The sequence below is a fragment of the Oceanobacter sp. 3_MG-2023 genome, assembly GCF_030688925.1.
Taxonomy (GTDB): domain Bacteria; phylum Pseudomonadota; class Gammaproteobacteria; order Pseudomonadales; family Oceanobacteraceae; genus Oceanobacter.
The window spans coordinates 184,117-201,012 of sequence record NZ_JAUYVX010000004.1; the positions used below are offsets into that span (position 1 = coordinate 184,117).

At 54.9% G+C, this 16,896-nt stretch carries 20 protein-coding genes; 7 read left to right on the forward strand and 13 right to left on the reverse strand.

What is annotated here, in order from left to right; translation table 11 throughout:
- Positions 1-130 precede the first annotated feature (130 nt).
- On the reverse strand, positions 131-880 hold the full coding sequence (cobB, locus tag Q8W32_RS05455; RefSeq protein ID WP_305414049.1) for a Sir2 family NAD+-dependent deacetylase: 750 nt from the start codon (positions 878-880) through the stop codon (positions 131-133).
- A complete protein-coding gene (locus Q8W32_RS05460; protein WP_303432321.1) occupies positions 861-2,021 on the reverse strand; it encodes a patatin-like phospholipase family protein in 1,161 nt (386 codons plus the stop codon). The genes cobB and Q8W32_RS05460 overlap by 20 nt, the downstream gene beginning before the upstream one ends.
- A 325-nt stretch (positions 2,022-2,346) precedes the next feature.
- Between Q8W32_RS05460 and Q8W32_RS05465 the strand changes: the two genes are divergently transcribed.
- Positions 2,347-2,991, forward strand: coding sequence for a riboflavin synthase subunit alpha (locus Q8W32_RS05465; protein ID WP_305414052.1), 645 nt, complete (start codon positions 2,347-2,349; stop codon positions 2,989-2,991).
- Here Q8W32_RS05465 and Q8W32_RS05470 read toward each other — a convergent pair.
- Positions 2,966-3,208: a glutaredoxin domain-containing protein gene (locus Q8W32_RS05470; RefSeq protein ID WP_303432325.1), complete on the reverse strand. Its 243-nt coding sequence runs from the start codon at positions 3,206-3,208 to the stop codon at positions 2,966-2,968. The two genes, Q8W32_RS05465 and Q8W32_RS05470, sit on opposite strands and share 26 nt — an antisense overlap.
- Before the next feature lie 70 nt (positions 3,209-3,278).
- Here Q8W32_RS05470 and Q8W32_RS05475 point away from each other — a divergent pair, with 70 nt between their 5' ends.
- Positions 3,279-4,043 carry a sulfite exporter TauE/SafE family protein gene (locus tag Q8W32_RS05475; protein WP_305414054.1) on the forward strand — a complete coding sequence of 255 codons (765 nt, stop codon included), beginning with the start codon at positions 3,279-3,281 and terminating at the stop codon, positions 4,041-4,043.
- A gap of 22 nt (positions 4,044-4,065) precedes the next feature.
- Here Q8W32_RS05475 and Q8W32_RS05480 read toward each other — a convergent pair whose 3' ends face one another.
- From Q8W32_RS05480 to purE, 4 genes are all read right to left on the reverse strand, one after another.
- Positions 4,066-4,386 (reverse strand): heavy metal-binding domain-containing protein, encoded by a 321-nt coding sequence (locus Q8W32_RS05480; protein ID WP_305414056.1) that lies wholly within the window; start codon positions 4,384-4,386, stop codon positions 4,066-4,068.
- Between the two features lie 111 nt (positions 4,387-4,497).
- Positions 4,498-5,052: a DUF2058 domain-containing protein gene (locus Q8W32_RS05485; RefSeq protein ID WP_303432329.1), complete on the reverse strand. Its 555-nt coding sequence runs from the start codon at positions 5,050-5,052 to the stop codon at positions 4,498-4,500.
- A gap of 13 nt (positions 5,053-5,065) precedes the next feature.
- On the reverse strand, positions 5,066-6,136 hold the full coding sequence (locus Q8W32_RS05490) for a 5-(carboxyamino)imidazole ribonucleotide synthase (RefSeq protein ID WP_303432331.1): 1,071 nt from the start codon (positions 6,134-6,136) through the stop codon (positions 5,066-5,068).
- Between the two features lie 116 nt (positions 6,137-6,252).
- On the reverse strand, positions 6,253-6,747 hold the full coding sequence (gene purE / locus Q8W32_RS05495; protein ID WP_305414060.1) for a 5-(carboxyamino)imidazole ribonucleotide mutase: 495 nt from the start codon (positions 6,745-6,747) through the stop codon (positions 6,253-6,255).
- Between the two features lie 349 nt (positions 6,748-7,096).
- Between purE and yaaA the strand changes: the two genes are divergently transcribed.
- From yaaA to Q8W32_RS05515, 4 genes are all read left to right on the forward strand, one after another.
- Positions 7,097-7,885, forward strand: a complete 789-nt coding sequence (gene yaaA, locus Q8W32_RS05500) for a peroxide stress protein YaaA (protein ID WP_305414062.1) — start codon at positions 7,097-7,099, stop codon at positions 7,883-7,885.
- Position 7,886: 1 nt separating this feature from the next.
- Positions 7,887-8,474 carry a YajG family lipoprotein gene (locus Q8W32_RS05505; RefSeq protein WP_305414064.1) on the forward strand — a complete coding sequence of 196 codons (588 nt, stop codon included), beginning with the start codon at positions 7,887-7,889 and terminating at the stop codon, positions 8,472-8,474.
- A gap of 403 nt (positions 8,475-8,877) precedes the next feature.
- Positions 8,878-9,981 carry a porin gene (locus Q8W32_RS05510; RefSeq protein WP_305414066.1) on the forward strand — a complete coding sequence of 368 codons (1,104 nt, stop codon included), beginning with the start codon at positions 8,878-8,880 and terminating at the stop codon, positions 9,979-9,981.
- A gap of 228 nt (positions 9,982-10,209) precedes the next feature.
- Complete coding sequence (locus tag Q8W32_RS05515; protein WP_303432340.1) at positions 10,210-10,428, forward strand: Nif11-like leader peptide family natural product precursor; 219 nt, start codon at positions 10,210-10,212, stop codon at positions 10,426-10,428.
- Between the two features lie 187 nt (positions 10,429-10,615).
- Here Q8W32_RS05515 and Q8W32_RS05520 read toward each other — a convergent pair whose 3' ends face one another.
- Entirely contained in the window at positions 10,616-10,894 is a 279-nt protein-coding gene (locus Q8W32_RS05520; protein ID WP_305414069.1) for an Lrp/AsnC family transcriptional regulator, read from the reverse strand.
- Between the two features lie 202 nt (positions 10,895-11,096).
- Between Q8W32_RS05520 and Q8W32_RS05525 the strand changes: the two genes are divergently transcribed.
- Entirely contained in the window at positions 11,097-12,116 is a 1,020-nt protein-coding gene (locus Q8W32_RS05525; protein ID WP_305414070.1) for an AraC family transcriptional regulator, read from the forward strand.
- A gap of 53 nt (positions 12,117-12,169) precedes the next feature.
- Here the strand turns inward: Q8W32_RS05525 and Q8W32_RS05530 are convergent, their stop codons facing one another.
- The 5 genes from Q8W32_RS05530 to Q8W32_RS05550 all read right to left on the reverse strand — a co-directional run bounded on the left by Q8W32_RS05530 (position 12,170) and on the right by Q8W32_RS05550 (position 16,890).
- Positions 12,170-13,177: an AraC family transcriptional regulator gene (locus Q8W32_RS05530; protein WP_305414071.1), complete on the reverse strand. Its 1,008-nt coding sequence runs from the start codon at positions 13,175-13,177 to the stop codon at positions 12,170-12,172.
- Between the two features lie 83 nt (positions 13,178-13,260).
- Positions 13,261-14,241, reverse strand: coding sequence for a transporter (locus Q8W32_RS05535; RefSeq protein ID WP_305414073.1), 981 nt, complete (start codon positions 14,239-14,241; stop codon positions 13,261-13,263).
- An 18-nt stretch (positions 14,242-14,259) separates the two neighbouring features.
- Positions 14,260-14,784: a flavin reductase family protein gene (locus Q8W32_RS05540; RefSeq protein WP_305414075.1), complete on the reverse strand. Its 525-nt coding sequence runs from the start codon at positions 14,782-14,784 to the stop codon at positions 14,260-14,262.
- A gap of 9 nt (positions 14,785-14,793) precedes the next feature.
- A complete protein-coding gene (locus Q8W32_RS05545) occupies positions 14,794-16,029 on the reverse strand; it encodes a styrene monooxygenase/indole monooxygenase family protein (RefSeq protein WP_305414077.1) in 1,236 nt (411 codons plus the stop codon).
- Positions 16,030-16,113: 84 nt separating this feature from the next.
- Positions 16,114-16,890, reverse strand: a complete 777-nt coding sequence (locus Q8W32_RS05550; protein WP_305414078.1) for an SDR family oxidoreductase — start codon at positions 16,888-16,890, stop codon at positions 16,114-16,116.
- Between the last annotated feature and the right edge of the window lie 6 nt (positions 16,891-16,896).

Consider the following 16,896-nt stretch of genomic DNA (forward strand, 5'->3'; position numbering starts at 1 on the left):
GTTATGAATCTAGCGTTCCCAGAGCATGTGGTCGCTCTGGGAACGGTATTTAACAATCTGTAAATCATACCGCGCTGTGACACAAAACCGAAGCAGATCAGCGGCGGGTGTTGGCCCGGATGATATGGCGCTATTGCGCATCAAGCAGGGATTGTAGATAACCGGGTAATACATCACCTGCCTTGCCATATCGGTGTTCTGCAAAATCATCCTTGATGCGGCTGGGTTCCAGGTTGATCTCGACGGTATGGGCACCGGCCTGACTGGCAATTTCAACAAAACCGGCAGCGGGATATACATGGCCTGATGTACCGATGCTGAGAAATAAATCGCATTGCTCCAGTGCCTGGACAATATCATCCATAAACAGGGGCATTTCACCAAACCAGACGATATGAGGCCGCAAGGTGGGCGTATTACAGCAAGGACAGCGGCTGTCAGGCGTGATGTCGGTGTGCTGCTGGTAGACGTTGTGGGTGCGGCTGCAGCGGGCGCTTTTTAGCTCGCCGTGCATATGCAACAGATGCTGGCTGCCTGCCCGTTCGTGCAGGTCATCAACATTTTGTGTCACCAGTAAAAAGTCACCCGGAAACTGTTGTTCAAAGCTCGCCAGAGCACGATGTGCCGGATTGGGGTGTACGTCGTTCAGCTGGGCCCGGCGGGCGTTATAAAAGTTTTGTACCAGTGTGGCATCGCGCTCAAAGGCTTCCGGTGTGGCGACATCTTCAATGCGGTGGTTTTCCCACAGGCCGTCGCTGTCTCGAAAGGTACGCACGCCAGATTCCGCAGAAATGCCAGCTCCGGTCAAAACAACAATACGCCGGGGCAAGTGTGGGTGAGTCCGGTGCGTGGTGGTGTGTTCAGACGAGTGGGCTGTCATCGAAGTGGTCCCTGAAAAAATCACGAATATCGGTGCGTTTGGTCATGGCGTCATCAAATCCTAACTGAATCAGACGGCGGCAGTAACCCTCGGAAAACAGCAAATAGCTGAGAATCCCGGAGCCATTTGGCCGAGTGTTTCCCCGGCTGTGGAGTACCATTCGAAGGGCTCTGGGCATTTCGTCGGCGTGCTCCGCCGCCAGAATGTCCAGTGAGATACTGGGGCTGATTTCGAGCAGTTGCACCGGCCGCAGCTCCATATCGTCGTACAGGCGCACTGCCCTGGGAATATGCTGGAGCGTCTGGTTAATACGGCGCAGTCGTTCGATATCGCTTTCCATGCTATCGAGGAAGGCGGCATTCAGCATATGTCCCATTATTTTGGCCGGGGAGGGATAGGTATCATCCGGGATATCCGGTTTGTTGCGGTGGGCAATGGCACTGACACCAATCACCATTACTTTTTCTGCACCCAGGTGCAGAGCCGGGCTGATGGGCGCCAGTTGGCGGACGGCGCCGTCGGCATAATACTGGTCGCCCAGAAACACCGCCGGAAAGATCATCGGGATGGCCGAGGAGGCCAGTAGATGATCGCAGCTCAGTCGGGTGCGCACCCCCACACGGCGTTGGCGTTGCCAGTCCTGGATCTCTGGATGACCTTCAAAAAAGCTGGTGGACTCACCGCTGTCGATGCCTGAACAGTTGATGGCGACGGCATACAAGTATTGATCCTTGATGGCTTGCTGGATGTCGGCGAAGTTGACGACTTCGCTCAGCAGCTGGCGCAAGGGGGTGTTGTCGAGTAACGATACCGGATCGTTTTTATAACCCCGGCCAATGATCAGGCTGCGGCCCATGCGTGCCAGTGAGTGAGACATGCCCCGGAAATCGGTGCGATAAATCTGGTCGCAGGAAAAATGCCGCCAGATACGTTCCAGGTGACGGATACCACGACGGTAATCTTCTGCATAGCTGGCCAGGGCAATGCCATTAATAGCACCAGCGGAGGTGCCGGAAATAATATCAAACGGATTGTAGTGACCCCGTGGCAGGATTTCGTGTATGGCTTTGAGAACCCCCACTTGATACGCCGCACGAGCTCCCCCGCCGGACAATATCAACCCTGTCCTTTGTCCTTTCATAATGACATTTTCCTCTGTGCAGGCATCAGGGGAGATCTATTTAATCCGGCAGCCTTCGAAGGGAGCGGGTTGCCGCCGTCCAGTGCGGTGCAGGATTAAATAGATGTCCCCATCACGCTAGGTAGCGAGTGGCAGACCCTGTCACAAGCGCATGACAAGGATATTATTATATCACCCTGTTGCTATCTGACAGCTGTAAGAGGTTGGCATTTTAATCAGATATGGTCACTGGAATGACCTGTCTCAAGCAGGAGCCGCAGGCCGCTGTCACTGCCTTGGCGCGGTATAGTGCATAATGCTGGCAAGAATAGATGAGGAGAAAACTGTGTTTACTGGAATCGTTCAAACCCGGCTGGCGGTGAGCCAGATTGAAAGCAAACAAGACTTTGCTACCCTGACGCTGATGTTTCCTGAGGCGCTGCAGCAAGGGTTGCAAACCGGTGCATCAGTGGCTTTGAATGGCACCTGCCTGACGGTGCGGTCGATCGAAGGAGCGGCTGTCAGCTTTGATGCGATTGGACAGACGTTAGCTGTAACGAACCTGGGGGCTCTCTCGGAGGGTGACGAGGTGAATATTGAGCGTGCGGCCCGTATTGGTGATGAGATTGGCGGCCATCTGCTGTCCGGCCATGTCATGGCCCAGGTGCGTATTCTGCAACGTATCGAATCGGCCAATAACCTGGTGCTCTGGTTTGAACGCCCGGCAACGCTGCTACCTTACCTGCTCGACAAGGGATATGTGGCACTTAATGGTTGCAGCCTGACGATTGCAGAGGTCGAGGCGGATCGTTTCTCGGTGCACCTGATCCCTGAAACCCGGGATGTCACCACCTTTGGCAAGGCAGCTGTTGGGGATGCGGTGAACCTGGAAGTGGACCCGCACACCCAGGCGGTGGTGGATACCGTCACCCGGATGCTGGCAGACCCTGTGGTGCTGGAGCAGCTTAAAGCGACTTCAGATAACGAATAATATCGGCAGATTCAAACATCCACTCTTCCTTGCCCTGGTCATCGGTAATCAGCAGACAAGGCACGGTAGTGCGGCCAGTGGCTTGTTGCTGCTGTTTCCGGAAGGCTGGATTTTTCTGCACATTGCGTTTCTCAACATCGACCTTCAAGCCTGGCAGCGTGCGGAGCACCATTTGGCAAAACGGGCACATATCGTAGTAGTAAAGCGCGTAGGTCATAACATTCCTCTGGTCTGTTCAAGGCAGCGGCCGATGGGCTGCTGCATTACTCTCTGACAGTGTATAACCCATGGATTATATTGAATACGTTATTTTGCTGGTACTGGCGATTGTCGCCAATTGGTTTTCGGCGCTGGCTGGCGGTGGTGCTGGCCTGATTCAGCTGCCGATGCTGATTTTTCTCGGCCTGCCGTTTCCGTTGGCGCTGGCAACACACAAGGTGGCGACGGTGGCTTTGGGAGTGGGCGCAACAGGGCGGCATCTCAGGGAAGGCCATTTGCAGCCCTGGCTGCTGGCGTTGATTGTACTGGCCGGAGTGCCAGGGGTGGTGGGCGGTGCGCTGTTTATTCTCGGGATTGCCGATCGCCCGGCGGAAATTGCCCTGGGGGTATTGATGCTGGCGCTGTCGATCTATTCGATGTTCAAGACACAACTGGGCCTGGCAGCGGCATCCCGGCATCGCAATATGCCCGGTATGGTGCTGGGAGCAGCAGGGTTATTGGTGATTGGCATTATGAACGGCGCCTTGTCGGCAGGCAGTGGCCTGTTTGTGACGCTGTGGCTGGTGTATTGGTTCGGGCTGGAATACAAGCTGGCGGTGGCTCATACACTGGTTGCTGTCGGGCTGGGGTGGAACGGTGCCGGAGCGCTGACCATGGGATCGGTGGCAGAGGTACAGTGGAGCTGGATTCCCACGCTGTTACTGGGATCAGTGATTGGCGGTTATCTCGGGGCAAACTCGTCGATCAAGGCCGGTAATCGCACCATCAAGAGTTTGTATGAGCTGGTAACGCTGGTAGTGGCGATCAAGTTGTTGCTGGGGGATTGGCTTTGACCGAGATTGACCCAGGCTCCGGCTACTCCACGATGACTGCGGTGCCACTGGCGGACACCATCATCATGCCACTGGTTTTACCCATGACTTCGTAATCGATATCGATGCCGACAACGGCATTGGCTCCCAGTTCGGCCGCGCGTTGTTGCAGTTCTTGCAGTGCGATATCGCGGGCTTTTTGCAATTCTTTCTCGTAGGTCGCAGAGCGGCCACCCACAATGTCGCGAACACTGGCAAACAGGTCCTTGAACAGATTGGCTCCGAGCACGGTTTCACCGGCGACAATGCCGCGATAGGCGGTGATGCGTTTACCTTCGATATTCGGTGTAGTGGTGACGTACATCGGCAGATTCCTGGACAGTGTTTCAAAAACCGGCAGTGTTGGTCTCCGGCAGTTTACAAACCGGTGGCCAGGGTGACCACCGGCTATTGCTATCGGGCGTGTATCGGGCAGTTACCACATCAGATCGTCAGGAATCTGGTAGGCGGCGTATGGATCGTCTTCATCCATGTCATCGCCCTGGGATTCGGCAATCAGCATGTAGTGGTCAGGAGCTCGCTGACGGATTTTCTCAGCCACCTGCAGGGGAATTACCCGATACGTTGGCCCTTGGCGGGTTTTTTCAAACAGGATAATGGCCAGCTGGCCACGACTGAGACGATCCCAGACCGCCTGGTTGACGTACATCTGTTTGACTTTTTTATCATGCAAAAAGTTGTATTTGATGTCGCCATCACACTCGACCGTATTGGTCTGGATCAATTGGCGAATCTGGGCGGCAATGGCTTTTTGCTGCGCCTCCGCTTCTTTCTGGCGATTCAATTCGCGGTCGTGGGCGGCTTTGGCCTTGCGTGCGGCTTCGGCAGCAGCCTGGGTATCTTCCGGGGCATCCTCGCTGCCGGTACGTTTCAAGTGCGCTGATTTTTTCAGTTCCTTGGCGTTTTTCTTGGCTTTTTTCTGGTTAACCAGACCCATTTCCAGCATTTGTTCTTGCAGTGACTTGGCCATGACAAACTCCCTGTTATTGCTGCCATACACCGGCGGGGAGCAACCCGGCCAGTTGGGTGATGGTGGTGTCGCGCTCATGGGTACTGTTGGCAACGACGGTGACGTGTCCGAGTTTACGAGCCGGGCGGGCTTCTTTGCCATAGGAGTGAACAAAAACATGTGCCATTCCGCTGGCGGCGGCGGTCGGGGTCTCGTCACTGATCACGTTAAGCATGGCAACGGCAGGGTAGCGGGATTGGGTGCTTCCCAGTGGTTTGCCTGCCAATGCCAGCATGTGGTTACGGAACTGGCTGGTGTCGGCCCCTTCAATTGACCAGTGACCGGAGTTATGGACCCGGGGAGCCACTTCGTTGGCGACCAGACCGGTGTCGGTTTCAAACAGCTCCAGCGTCAGGGTACCAACATAGTCCAGACTATCGGCCAGCTGGCGAATATAGTGGCGAGCCTGCTCCGCCTTGGCTTCACTGAGGCCAGCCGCGGGGTAGAGCGAATAGCGCAAGATACCTTCGTGATGGACGTTTTCCGTCATTGGCCAGATCACCATATTGCCATCCCGGTCGCGGCTGGCGATCACCGAGGTTTCTCGGGAGAAAGGCACAAAGGCTTCGGCGATCAGTTCGCGGTTGCCAATGGCCGCCCAGGCCGGTTCGGCATCCGCGGCGCTGCGGAGCACATACTGGCCTTTGCCGTCGTAACCTTCGGTGGTGGTTTTTAATACGATGGGCAAGCCGAGTGTGACGATGGCGGCTTGCAGGTCATCGAGGGAGTTCACTGCGGCAAATTCGGCCGTGGCGATCCCGGCAGCCCGCAAGGCGTTCTTTTCCAGCAAACGATTCTGAAAGATGGTTAATGCTTCCAGGCTGGGGAACAGCTTGTCGGCGCAGCTGGCGAGCTGGCTGACGATGGCAGCGGGGATGTTCTCGGTCTCGTAAGAGAGAATATCAACGGAGGCAATAAATGCCTGTAGTGACTCGTCGGAGTGGGCGCGCAAGTCGTAGAGACTGACCTGGATATCGGTCAGGTCGGTGATGCTGGCGGCCAGCATCTGGCCTAACTGGCCGTTGCCAAGAATGCCGATGTTCATAAGTTTTACTACCTTGATCTGGCGAATATAGCCTGCTTTCAAATAGCAAAAACGGCCATTGGGCGGCCGCTTTTACACAATCTACAACCGGAGCACCCGAGAGTGTACCGGTTCGGTCAGAATGCGTCTCGTGGGTCTGGTTCGGCGAGAATCGTTTCTGTTTGTTTGGCCCGGAAGTCATCTACCCGCTTGAGCAGGTCGGCATCGCTGGTGGCCAGAATCTGGGCGGCCAGCAGGCCGGCATTCTTAGCGCCGGCATCACCAATGGCCAAGGTGCCAACGGCCACTCCGCCGGGCATTTGCACAATCGACAGCAGGGAATCGAGGCCATTCAGCGCCCGCGATTTCACTGGTACGCCGAGGACAGGCAGCGAGGTTTGGGAAGCTGCCATTCCAGGCAGATGCGCGGCCCCGCCGGCACCGGCAATCAGCACCTTGAGGCCCCGTGGCTGGGCGGTTTTGGCGTAGTCGAACAGCAAATCCGGGGTCCGGTGCGCAGAGACGACTTTTACTTCGTAGGCAACGCCCAGAGAATCGAGCATCTCGGCGGCGTGTTGCATGGTGGGCCAATCGCTCTTGGAGCCCATGATAATGCCAACCTGTACTGTCATTGGGTAAACCCTCTTGCTTTCTTGCCGTGTGGAGCCGCTGCGAGTGTGCATTGGTTCCGGTTAACGTCTGCCAGGCGCTGCCGGTATCAGCGTCGTTATCACAACCATCAGCATGGCCCGATAAAACAACCGGGACAAACGGATTGGGAGGGGTGGATAACGGCTTGGACAACAGTGTCTGGCGTGGCCGATGTTCAGGAAAGCGGCGGATTGTAGCATAAGGTGGAAAAGTGAACAGTCGGGGCTAATATGAATCAATAGTTGCCACCTTATTGAGCAATACTTGGGTTGCAACGACAGCGCCGGTATTATCGAATATTCTGCTTACTTGGATGGATATCCCTGCACCATGCTGACGTTATTATCACCTGCCAAAACGCTCGATTATGAAACACCGGCCACTACTTCCCGCAGCAGCCAGCCGGGTTTTCTGGAAGATTCGGCCGAGTTGATCGATGTCTTGCGGATGTATTCTGCCGATGAGATCAGCGGTTTGATGGGGTTGAGCAGCAAGCTGGCAGAGCTGAATGTAGAACGCTATTCCAACTGGACGTTACCGCTGACCAGCGCCAATGCCAAACAGGCCCTGCTGGCGTTTAAGGGTGACGTCTACACCGGGCTGGCCGCCGAGACGCTGTCGCCGGATGATCTCGATTTTGCCCAGCAGCATTTACGTATGCTGAGTGGTTTGTACGGCTTGCTGAAACCACTCGATCTGATGGCCCCTTATCGGCTTGAAATGGGCACCCGGCTGAACAATGGCCGCGGCAAGAACCTCTACGAATTCTGGGGTAACCGAATCACCGCTGCCCTTAATCAAGAGCTGGCCGAACATAACAGCCAGACCGTGGTGAACCTGGCATCCAATGAATATTTCAAGTCGGTGCAGAGCAAGCAACTCAATGCCGAGTTGATTACCCCGGTGTTTAAGGATGAAAAAAATGGCCAGTTTAAAATCATCAGTTTTTACGCCAAAAAAGCGCGCGGATTAATGGCGCGCTACCTGATTGACCAGCGCATCGACAAGGCCGAGGAACTGAAAGCGTTTGATCTGGCCGGATACCGTTATAGTACGCAAGACTCTCAGGGCAATACCTGGGTTTTTAACCGTCGCGAAGCCGACCTGCCGGAGAAATAACATGTTTGGATTGACAAGAGTCGTAGGTGTTGCTGCATTGCTGGCAGGATTGACAGGCTGTGTTCTGTCGCCCCAAGTGATCGAACTGAACGAGCAAGCCGATGTTGGCACAGGCCAACTCAGTAGCGAACGTAATGCGCTGGTGCGGGTGCTGGATGATCGGGGTGTGGATGATGACCTGATTGGATACCGTGGTGGTCGACTGCCGGAAAACTCGCCTCTGGTTGCCGAGGTGCCACTGTATACCACCCTGACCAAACGACTGAAAAACACCCTGGCCGAGTTGGGTTTTGGTGGCAACAGTACGGTGGAGCTGCTGAAATTACAATTGGATATCAACACCTTTGAATATTCCTGTAATGAAGGCGTGGTGGTATCGAAATGCGCCTTTGAACTGAAATTGACCGTCAGCGTGCTGGATGGCCCTAGTCATTTCAGCAAGCCGTATCAGTTGAGCGAGAGCCGTTCAGTGGTGGCCTCACCGGTTGCCAGTTATAACGAAGAATGGGTCAACGAAGCCCTCGATAAAATCTGGGCACATATCTTCTCCGATCAGGAACTGCTGGCTGCTCTGGGGGTGACCCGATAACGCCGCCAGCCGATTTTCTGACCCCCTTCCATCGTATGGACGCAGAGACACACAGGCCAGCCCGCAACGGACTGGCCAGTCACGGGTGAAATAACCCAGGGTGTTTTTTGCTCCGCCCCTTGCTTACTCAGACCGTCATGATTGATTGCCAGTATGGACAGGTGATTGGTCAATGACCTGCCAACCGGAATTTTTATGACAATTTGGTTTCAGTAATATTTCATATTGATGTCATTTGGATGACAATGCCGCCCTGAGAAATACACCGTCATGGCTAAAGGGCCGGACCGTATGGCCGTGAACTGTCATACCAGTACGGAATATTCTGGACAGGCTGAGGCCCGGTTTCTCTGCATAACCCAATCCATTACGGCTATTTGAGTCAATCTGGAACCTTCTTTTTATGAAATTGTTTTCCAAGGTCACAACGATAGCGGCCTGTTTTTTTGTTATGTCCAACCATGTGCATTCCATTGATCTGTCTGACAGCACCCTAGAGGTGTACGGCAAGATTCATATGGCACTGAATTATATGGACTCCGGTGTTGAGGCCGATGAGGTCGACAACGACAGCGGCCTGTCGGATGGTGATGTCAGCCTGTCTTCCAATTCATCGCGCCTTGGTTTCAAGGGCGAGATAGCCACGGGTGTGGATAATCTGGTGGCGTTTTACCAGCTGGAACAAACAATCAACCTGGATGGTTACGACGGCGACACCTTCGCCACTCGCAACTCTTACCTGGGGTTAAAAGAGCAGCAAGAAGGATACACTCGCTGGGAAATCAAAGCCGGTTATCACGATACGCTGGCCAAGTCGGTCTCCGCGATGGCAATGCTGGGAGATACTGCAGCTGACCGTCGTGCCATCATGGGCGCTGGTGCAACATCGGGCAACAAGGCCGACAAGCGGGTTGCCAATATGTTACTGGCGACTTATTACCTGGAACAGAGCGGTCATCAGCTGGCTATATCGGCACAGTATTCCACCGAAGCAACCTCCAGCAAAGGCACCGTAGACGATAACGATGCGGGTTTTGCAGCACTTGGCGCCACCTGGAAGCAGGGCAATTTTGTTACCGCGGTCGCGCATGATTACTGGAAAAATGGCACCAGCGCCAATCTGCATGTTACCCGTGTGGCCTCCCGTTATCAGGATGGTCACTGGACAGCTCTGCTACTGGCTGAAAATCTCAGGCAATCCGATGATCTGAATCGCAAGGCCTGGGGTGGTCAACTGGCATTACAAGACGGTGATTTCAAATGGATCGGCAGTGTGTTGGTCGCCGAAAGCGCCAAAGGATACAGTGCGAGCGGTGCAACAATGACGTCGTTGGCTGTTGAACGCTCCTGGTCCAAGGTACTGAAAACCTATGCGCTTTATACCCGGACAGCGAACGATGCCAATGCCAGCTACCAAGGTGTTGACGGCGGCATGAACGATGAGCTGAAAACAACGGCAGGTAATACGCCTCAGGCCGTTTCTGCCGGTGTGGTACTGAAGTTCTGAGCTTGTGGGCCATGTGGGGCTTTTGTCGTAACGCTGTCGTAAAAGCCACAAACGATGGTGGCTAAGGTACGGGTCGTCACAGGCAAGGCCCTGTCCTTGATTTTATTTTTATTGTTAAGTTTTTGATTTTTAAAGATATTTATATTGTTTGTCAGGCTGGTACGCGAGCTGGTTCGATATTTGCGATTAGGGATTGTCAGTCAATCAAATTAAATAGGAAGAAAATCAATGTCTGTTGCTGTGATCAAGGCCTTTGCGGAAAAAGCGCGTGAAGATGCAGAGCTGGGTGCGCAGTTAAAAGCGTGCCTGAAAATGAAAGAGCTGTTTGCACTGGCTCGTGATAACGGGTTTGAGCTGGTAGAAGATTCCCTTTATCCACCCAATGAGCCACAGTTCACCGAAGACCAGCTGTCGGAACGGTTGGTAAAAGCGTTGCTCAGAGTCTAGATTCAGAACATCGAATAGCAAACCTCAGAAAGCCCTGTATTTCTTGTGAATAGCATTGAAATACAGGGCTTTTTGTTTTCTCTCCGCCCATCCATTGGCCATTGCCCTGAGTCTGAAATTGACGGCGTGGGGATGCCTTCTGTGGCTGTCCGTAATTATTCCAATCCGTAATGATTCATCCCACGAATCAGTCGTTTCCCATATCAAACATGGATTCCATGTCTTTCTGGGAATGTGACGCGAAGGCGAACATGGTGTCGGTGTCCTGTATGCCATGGAGCTTATGGATGTTAGCGGTGACAAGTTGAGCGATCTGTTCGTTGCTGCCAGCTTCAGCGATAGCGACAAGGTCGTAGCTTCCGGCAACGGAGTACACTTGTTGTATTGGCGTGAGTTCGAGCAGTGCCTGGCTGATAGCCTCGATTTTCATGCTGGTGCATTTGATCAGAATGATAGCAGTGGTCATGGTGATTCCTCGGTATGGAATGGCTGCAACTGGTCTGGCATTTGCTTTAAACCATTGAAATGGAAAATGATTCCTGTTGTGGCCTGATAGTAAGCTGCTGTCAGCAGGGCATTTATCCCGTTAGCGCAGTGGATATCCGGATAGCGCAAAATCCGTGAAAAACCCTTGCACCAGACTGATACAGAATTACTCAGAGGCGCGCATGTTTCAGGCACAGATCAGTAACACTGGGGCCATCGAGAAAACATCGTTGTTTTCCCATCGTAACCAGCTCTTTCTGCTAAACAACACCGGAGCTGTATGTGATGAGGTCGGCAAGGTATTCAAGCCGCATGAGCTGACAGCGCGTGCTGGTCAGGATGTGGTCGGAGCCACCATGCATCGGATGGTGCTGGGCAAGCTGACGCTGCACCGGCTGGAGTACAACCACAGTGTGCAGATTGATCCGGGTCGGCTGGATAATTTTTATCTGATCCAGATTCCGATGAAGGGTTACGCTGAAATCCAGTGCAGTAACCAGCGTTTTATTTCCTCACCGGAGATGGCTTCACTGATATCACCCGAGCAGCCTCTGTCGATGATGTGGCAAGGGAGTTCTCCGCAGTTGGTGATTCGTATCGACAGGGAGGATTTCGAGCATCATTGTCGTCAGCATCTGGATCGCTGGGGTCAGCGTTCGCCGGTGTTTTCGCCGCAGCTGGATTTTGATACGCCAGGTGGGGCATATGTCATGCAGTTGCTGATGATGCTGGTGGGAGGTTTGCTGGAAAGCAGTCATCCGATCCATCAGCCGCTGGTGATGCGGCAGTTTGAATCCACCTTGCTGAATGCCTTGCTGTACGGCATTGAGAGTGATGTGTTTGATCAGTTACACGCCCAGAGCACGCCCCAGGTGGCGCCATATTTCATCAAGCAGGCGGAGGAGTTTATCCGCGCCAATATGGATCAGCCGTTGTCGGTCGAGATGTTGGCGGAACAGGTCGGTGTGAGTGTGCGTTCATTACAGGCTGGTTTCCGCAAGTATCGGGATACAACGCCGATGGCGCTGCTGAGGGATTTACGGCTGGAGCAGGTGAATGCGGCGTTGAAGCATTCCCAGGGGATGACTTCGATTACCGACGTGGCATTTCGTTGGGGGTTCAGCCATCTGGGGCGTTTTTCAAAGGATTATCGACAACGCTTTAATGAGTTGCCATCTGAAACGTTGAGGTTTCGCCGCTAGTTGATGCTGGCACTCCCTGCCGGTTTGTTATGTTCTTGTTTGCGTATGGTTGATTAGCCCGGCCGCATGGAGCGCGCTCTGGCCAATGTGTCGGAAGGGCGTTCTCCGAAGCGTTCCCGGTACTGGCTGGCAAATCGTCCCAGATGGGTAAATCCGCAATCCAGCGCCACCGCTGACACACTGTGTTGGCCTGTACCAGCGAGTAGTCGTTCCCTTGCCCGGTCAAGGCGCTGGCTGCGCTGCCAGTTCATTGGGGTGCTGTGGAGGTGCTCCCTGAAGGCAGCAAACAGGGTAAAGCGGCTGACACGGGCGGCGGCGACCATGGCATCGATGCTGATGTCTTCGTCCAGATGCTGTTGAATCAGGCGGCAGGCGCGTTGCAGGTAGCCGGGCAGTGATGAGCGTTCGGTATGGCTTGCAGACAGGCGTGAACTGAGGCTGTTGGGCTGGGATAGGAGTAGCCCCTTGATCAGACTGGTTTCCAGGTCGCGACTGAGCAGGTGATGACTGTAGAGCGCCTGCATACTGGTATGGTCGCCCATCAGTTGTTGCACCATTTGCCACCAGGCTTCCAGTGCCGGGTTGGTCATGTTCAGTGACGGCTCGAACAGCAACGGCTGTTCGAGCGGTTCATTGATCAAGGATTCCGCCACCGTACGCATGGCAGAGGCCGGGATAACCAGCTGTTGCTTGATGCAGGAAGATTCCATATCGAGTTGCTGAAACGCATTCGGCGACAGGATCAGCCCGTGCCGGCGATCGGACCGGGTTTGGCATCCGGGTGTTTTGAGCAACTGCTCTCCTTCGATGGGCAGACTGATACTGTAGGCCTGCAAGCCGTTACGGCCATCCACACCAATACTGACTCCCGTACCATAGGAAATATCACCGAACATCAGCGCCAGTCCGGGCAGCCGGCGAGCGTGGTAATGAAAGTCGAGGGATTCGGTACCGATGCGGGTATCGAGCGCATGTGGGCCGCAGATCTTTTCCATCCACAGATGTGCTTGTGAGCGGCTGTGGCTACTGGTCTGGATGTCGGTAAGCTGACTGTTATGCATGATGACCTCGCTGGAGCATGAGCAGGGAAAGAGCGGTTGGTCAGCTGCCATGGCAGCTGACCAACTGTTGCCGGAACCGGGAATCAGAAGTGATGAATCCAGCGCACCTGCATACGACTGCCTTGCGGACGATTCTGTACCTCAAACTCACGGTAGCCATTGGCGACGATGTGGTTGTCGGCAGAGAAGCTGTACATCACCCCCGGACCGACGGCGTAGACGGATTCCTTACGGTCAGCCACGGTTTTGCCATCCACTTTGGTGTCGGTGATTTGTTCCAGAAAATAGCCATTCATACCCAGACGCCAACCCTTGCCCATGTCGCGACTGACCGCCACATTGGCATGGAAGGCCTGACCCGCCTGCATGCTTTCGACATCACCAAAGTCACTGGATGGATCGGTGTTTTTGGCGTTGTAAAGGTAATGCAGGCGGGTTGATGCCGTCCATTGAGGGCTGAACCAGTAGGTACCTGCCCAATACGGATTAAAGGACAGGGCGTTGTTACCTGGATTGATGCTGGTGTCCGTGTCGTTGTCGCCGGTGGGCAGATTGAACTGGAGCTCAATACGCTGGACAAATTTTGGCCCATTATCGCCCATGACCGGATCGAACTGGATGAATGGCCCTACCAGCCAGTCACCGGTACCGGATTGTGCGGTCAGCGCCATATTGTTGATGCCGTCATCCACTTCCATGGAGGTAACGAAAGGCACCAGTGTATTAATGCCGAGGCTGGCATTACCCAGCCGATAGTTCGACAGCCAGGTCATCTGGGCCACTAACACTTGATAGTCCAGATCGGTTTTGGGGAGTTCCAGAGCTTCGCCATCCTGATCATTCAGGCGTGTGCTGGAATAGTTCTGGTAATAGGCCTGCAGGTAAACCCCTGGCCCAGCCGGTACGCCACCGTCGAGAAAGCTGGTCAACCCCAGGTTTACAACAGGCAGGTCGTAAGCCTGTGCTGCCGGGCTGGCCGTCAGCGCCAGAGCCATGGCCAGTGGCAGTGTTTTGGTCAGCCCCGGTGCTGACACCGGTCGAGTCAATAGAGTCGAATACTTCATGGTTTATCTCCGCAAAAGTCAGGCGCTACAGGTTTGGGCCAGAGACTGATACTGGCCACCGTGGAACAGCAGCGGTTGACCGCCTGCCAGTGAGTAGTGGTGGATTTCTCCGATGAAAATCAGGTGATCTCCGGCATCGATCTGGCGTTCGTTACGGCACACCAGAGTGGCCAGAGCGCCGTCGAGTACGGCGGTGCCGTTGTCACAGCGGTAATAGTCCACGTCCTCGAACTTGTCGTCCGATGGCCGCGCAAAGCGGTTTGACAGATCCTCTTGATCGGCACCCAGAATGTTGATGGCGAAGTGCTCGATATGACGGAACAGTTCGAGGTTGGGGGAGCGCTTGTCGAGACTCCACAGCACCAGTGCCGGATCGAGTGACACCGACGAAAAGGAGTTGGCCGTCAGGCCGACAGGGGTATCGTCGGCGGCCATCGTCGTGATGATGGTCACGCCGGTGGCGAACTGGCCAAACAGGGTACGCAAGGTACGGCTGTCGGCATCGCTGGCGCTGAGCAGCCCGGTTTTTATCAGGGTTTCCATAATGACTCCTTAGCAGGTTTCCGCTTTTTTCATCAGCTCGCTGCAGGCATCTGCATCGAACCACCAAGGGGAAAAGGTGCGGGGATCATCAAAGCCGTTGGTGATTCGGCTGGCGATGTCCGGGCGTTCTGTTGCCGTCGCCAGCAGTTGCAGGATATGTGGTGGCGGTGGCGTCAGCATGCTGTTGGTCCAGGCGACCACATGACGGGCGTAATCCCAGTAGCTGTTAAAGGTCGATTGCATCCATTCGGTGTCGAAGGACAGGTCTTCTCCACGGCTGAGAATAGACTGCAGGTAGACCGCGGTGCACTTGGCGGCGTTGTTGGAGCCCTGACCGGTGATCGGGTCGTTGACCACAATGGCATCGGCCATGCCGAAGACGTGCTTGCCAGACGGCAGGGTCATTATGGGATGACGAATGGTTGGGGCGAAGCGTCCGGCCAGATAGCCGCCGTCGTCAGTGAGGGTAATGTTGCCGCAGCGTTCCGCTTCCCAGGGGGCGTAACGGGAGACGATGTCCTTGCTCATTTGCAGGTGATCGTTGGCGCTTTTGCAATCTTGCCAGGTATCCATGGCACCACCGGGAATACCTTCAAACACCATGATGTGGCAAGGGCCAGTGGTGGTCAGCGCCGGGAACACGAAGTACTCACCTACGCCAGGAATCAGGTTAAAGGCGACGCGAGAGAAGTCTTCGCTGGGGGTCATGCCGTGCACGTAAGTCAGTGCCAGTGCACGCTGGGGGGTGTCGAAGGCGGATTTTATATCATCGCGTTCGAAGCAGCGCACGATGTCGCCTTTACCGGCAGCCAGCAGTACCAGTTCGTGTTCGTTGGCCAGCCGATCGAGAGCGTCGATACCAACATCTTCAAAAATCAGCTCGCCGCCCATCTCGATGAATTTGTCCATCCAGACCGGCATTTTCACCCGCTGGTCGACAGACTGGGCAGTGGCGTCGAGACGGGCAGCCCAGTTGAACAGGCTGGTGCCGGGCGCTTCCGGGTTCATCACATTGATGCCGATGCCTTCCACTTGTGGACAGCTGTCTTGCCAGAAATCGATGCCCAGATCCCGCTCGGTTTTCATCGCAGCATCGAACATGCACTGGCTCGATGAGACCCGGCCATTGCTGATGTCGTCACCAGTGCGGTTGGTGATCATGGTGACTTGATAGCCCTGTTGCAGCAATCCCATTCCCAGTTGCAGGCCGGACTGACCGGCTCCAACGATAGCGATACGGCGCATAATAAGTACCCTTGTTTTGTTAAGTGATTACTTTTTTTGTTTTTGGTGTTGTGTGGCTGTTTAAAAAATCATCGGCCGGCTGGCTTAGCCCGCCAGGCGTGGAATTGCCGGTTTGTTCTGTTCCGGGCCCATCACCGCATAACCACCGTCGGCGGCGTAGTCGGCACCGGTGACAAAGCTGGCCTCGTCGGAACAGAGAAAGGCCACGACGTTGGCAACCTCGGTCGGATCTCCCAGACGACCCAGCAGGTGGTAATCGGCAGCAACGGCATCGGCTTTGGCGCGATCTCCGCCACTGACTTCGTCGATAACACGGGACCAGGTCCAGCCCGGTGAAACCGAGTTCACACGAATGCCATCGGCTGCCAGATCCATCGCCATCTCTTTGGTCAGGTGCTTGATAGCGGCCTTGGATACCGGATACAGCCAGCGGCCGGTCTGGGCACACCCGGCGGAAATCGAGGTGAAGTTCACCACCGCACCACGGGTGGCTTGCAATTGTTCATGGAACGCTTTGGTGACCATGGCCATGCTGATCAGATTGATGTCCAGTGCCCGTAGCCATTGCTGACGGCTGGAAGCAAAGCCATCGTCGTCGTAGCTGCAGGCCATATTGATCAGCAGGCTGATCGCGCTGGCTTGCTCGCCAATACGGCTGACTGCAGTCTTGATGGCCTCGTCATCGGTCACATCCAGCGGCATGAACGTGGCTCCCAGTGAGGCCAGTTCGGCTTCGGCACTGTCATCGATATCCAGCACAAAGACCCGGGCGCCCTGTTGCAGCAGCACGTTGACAACGGACATGCCGATCAGGGTGGAGCCGCCACAGACCACGGCGGTTTTATCGCTCAGATTGATCATGGGTTT

Excerpts from the sequence above, each read along its gene's own strand:
- Q8W32_RS05470 (WP_303432325.1), bottom strand. The coding sequence starts at position 3,208 with ATGACCTACGCGCTTTACTACTACGATATGTGCCCGTTTTGCCAAATG.
- Q8W32_RS05490 (WP_303432331.1), bottom strand. The coding sequence starts at position 6,136 with ATGAACATCGGCATTCTTGGCAACGGCCAGTTAGGCCAGATGCTGGCC.
- Q8W32_RS05540 (WP_305414075.1), bottom strand. The coding sequence starts at position 14,784 with ATGGAAACCCTGATAAAAACCGGGCTGCTCAGCGCCAGCGATGCCGAC.
- Q8W32_RS05525 (WP_305414070.1), top strand. The coding sequence starts at position 11,097 with ATGTTTCAGGCACAGATCAGTAACACTGGGGCCATCGAGAAAACATCG.
- Q8W32_RS05480 (WP_305414056.1), bottom strand. The coding sequence starts at position 4,386 with ATGTACGTCACCACTACACCGAATATCGAAGGTAAACGCATCACCGCC.
- Q8W32_RS05505 (WP_305414064.1), top strand. The coding sequence starts at position 7,887 with ATGTTTGGATTGACAAGAGTCGTAGGTGTTGCTGCATTGCTGGCAGGA.
- Q8W32_RS05475 (WP_305414054.1), top strand. The coding sequence starts at position 3,279 with ATGGATTATATTGAATACGTTATTTTGCTGGTACTGGCGATTGTCGCC.
- Q8W32_RS05535 (WP_305414073.1), bottom strand. The coding sequence starts at position 14,241 with ATGAAGTATTCGACTCTATTGACTCGACCGGTGTCAGCACCGGGGCTG.
- Q8W32_RS05485 (WP_303432329.1), bottom strand. The coding sequence starts at position 5,052 with ATGGCCAAGTCACTGCAAGAACAAATGCTGGAAATGGGTCTGGTTAAC.
- Q8W32_RS05550 (WP_305414078.1), bottom strand. The coding sequence starts at position 16,890 with ATGATCAATCTGAGCGATAAAACCGCCGTGGTCTGTGGCGGCTCCACC.
- Q8W32_RS05515 (WP_303432340.1), top strand. The coding sequence starts at position 10,210 with ATGTCTGTTGCTGTGATCAAGGCCTTTGCGGAAAAAGCGCGTGAAGAT.
- Q8W32_RS05510 (WP_305414066.1), top strand. The coding sequence starts at position 8,878 with ATGAAATTGTTTTCCAAGGTCACAACGATAGCGGCCTGTTTTTTTGTT.
- Q8W32_RS05460 (WP_303432321.1), bottom strand. The coding sequence starts at position 2,021 with ATGAAAGGACAAAGGACAGGGTTGATATTGTCCGGCGGGGGAGCTCGT.
- Q8W32_RS05545 (WP_305414077.1), bottom strand. The coding sequence starts at position 16,029 with ATGCGCCGTATCGCTATCGTTGGAGCCGGTCAGTCCGGCCTGCAACTG.
- Q8W32_RS05530 (WP_305414071.1), bottom strand. The coding sequence starts at position 13,177 with ATGCATAACAGTCAGCTTACCGACATCCAGACCAGTAGCCACAGCCGC.
- Q8W32_RS05520 (WP_305414069.1), bottom strand. The coding sequence starts at position 10,894 with ATGACCACTGCTATCATTCTGATCAAATGCACCAGCATGAAAATCGAG.
- yaaA (WP_305414062.1), top strand. The coding sequence starts at position 7,097 with ATGCTGACGTTATTATCACCTGCCAAAACGCTCGATTATGAAACACCG.
- cobB (WP_305414049.1), bottom strand. The coding sequence starts at position 880 with ATGACAGCCCACTCGTCTGAACACACCACCACGCACCGGACTCACCCA.
- purE (WP_305414060.1), bottom strand. The coding sequence starts at position 6,747 with ATGACAGTACAGGTTGGCATTATCATGGGCTCCAAGAGCGATTGGCCC.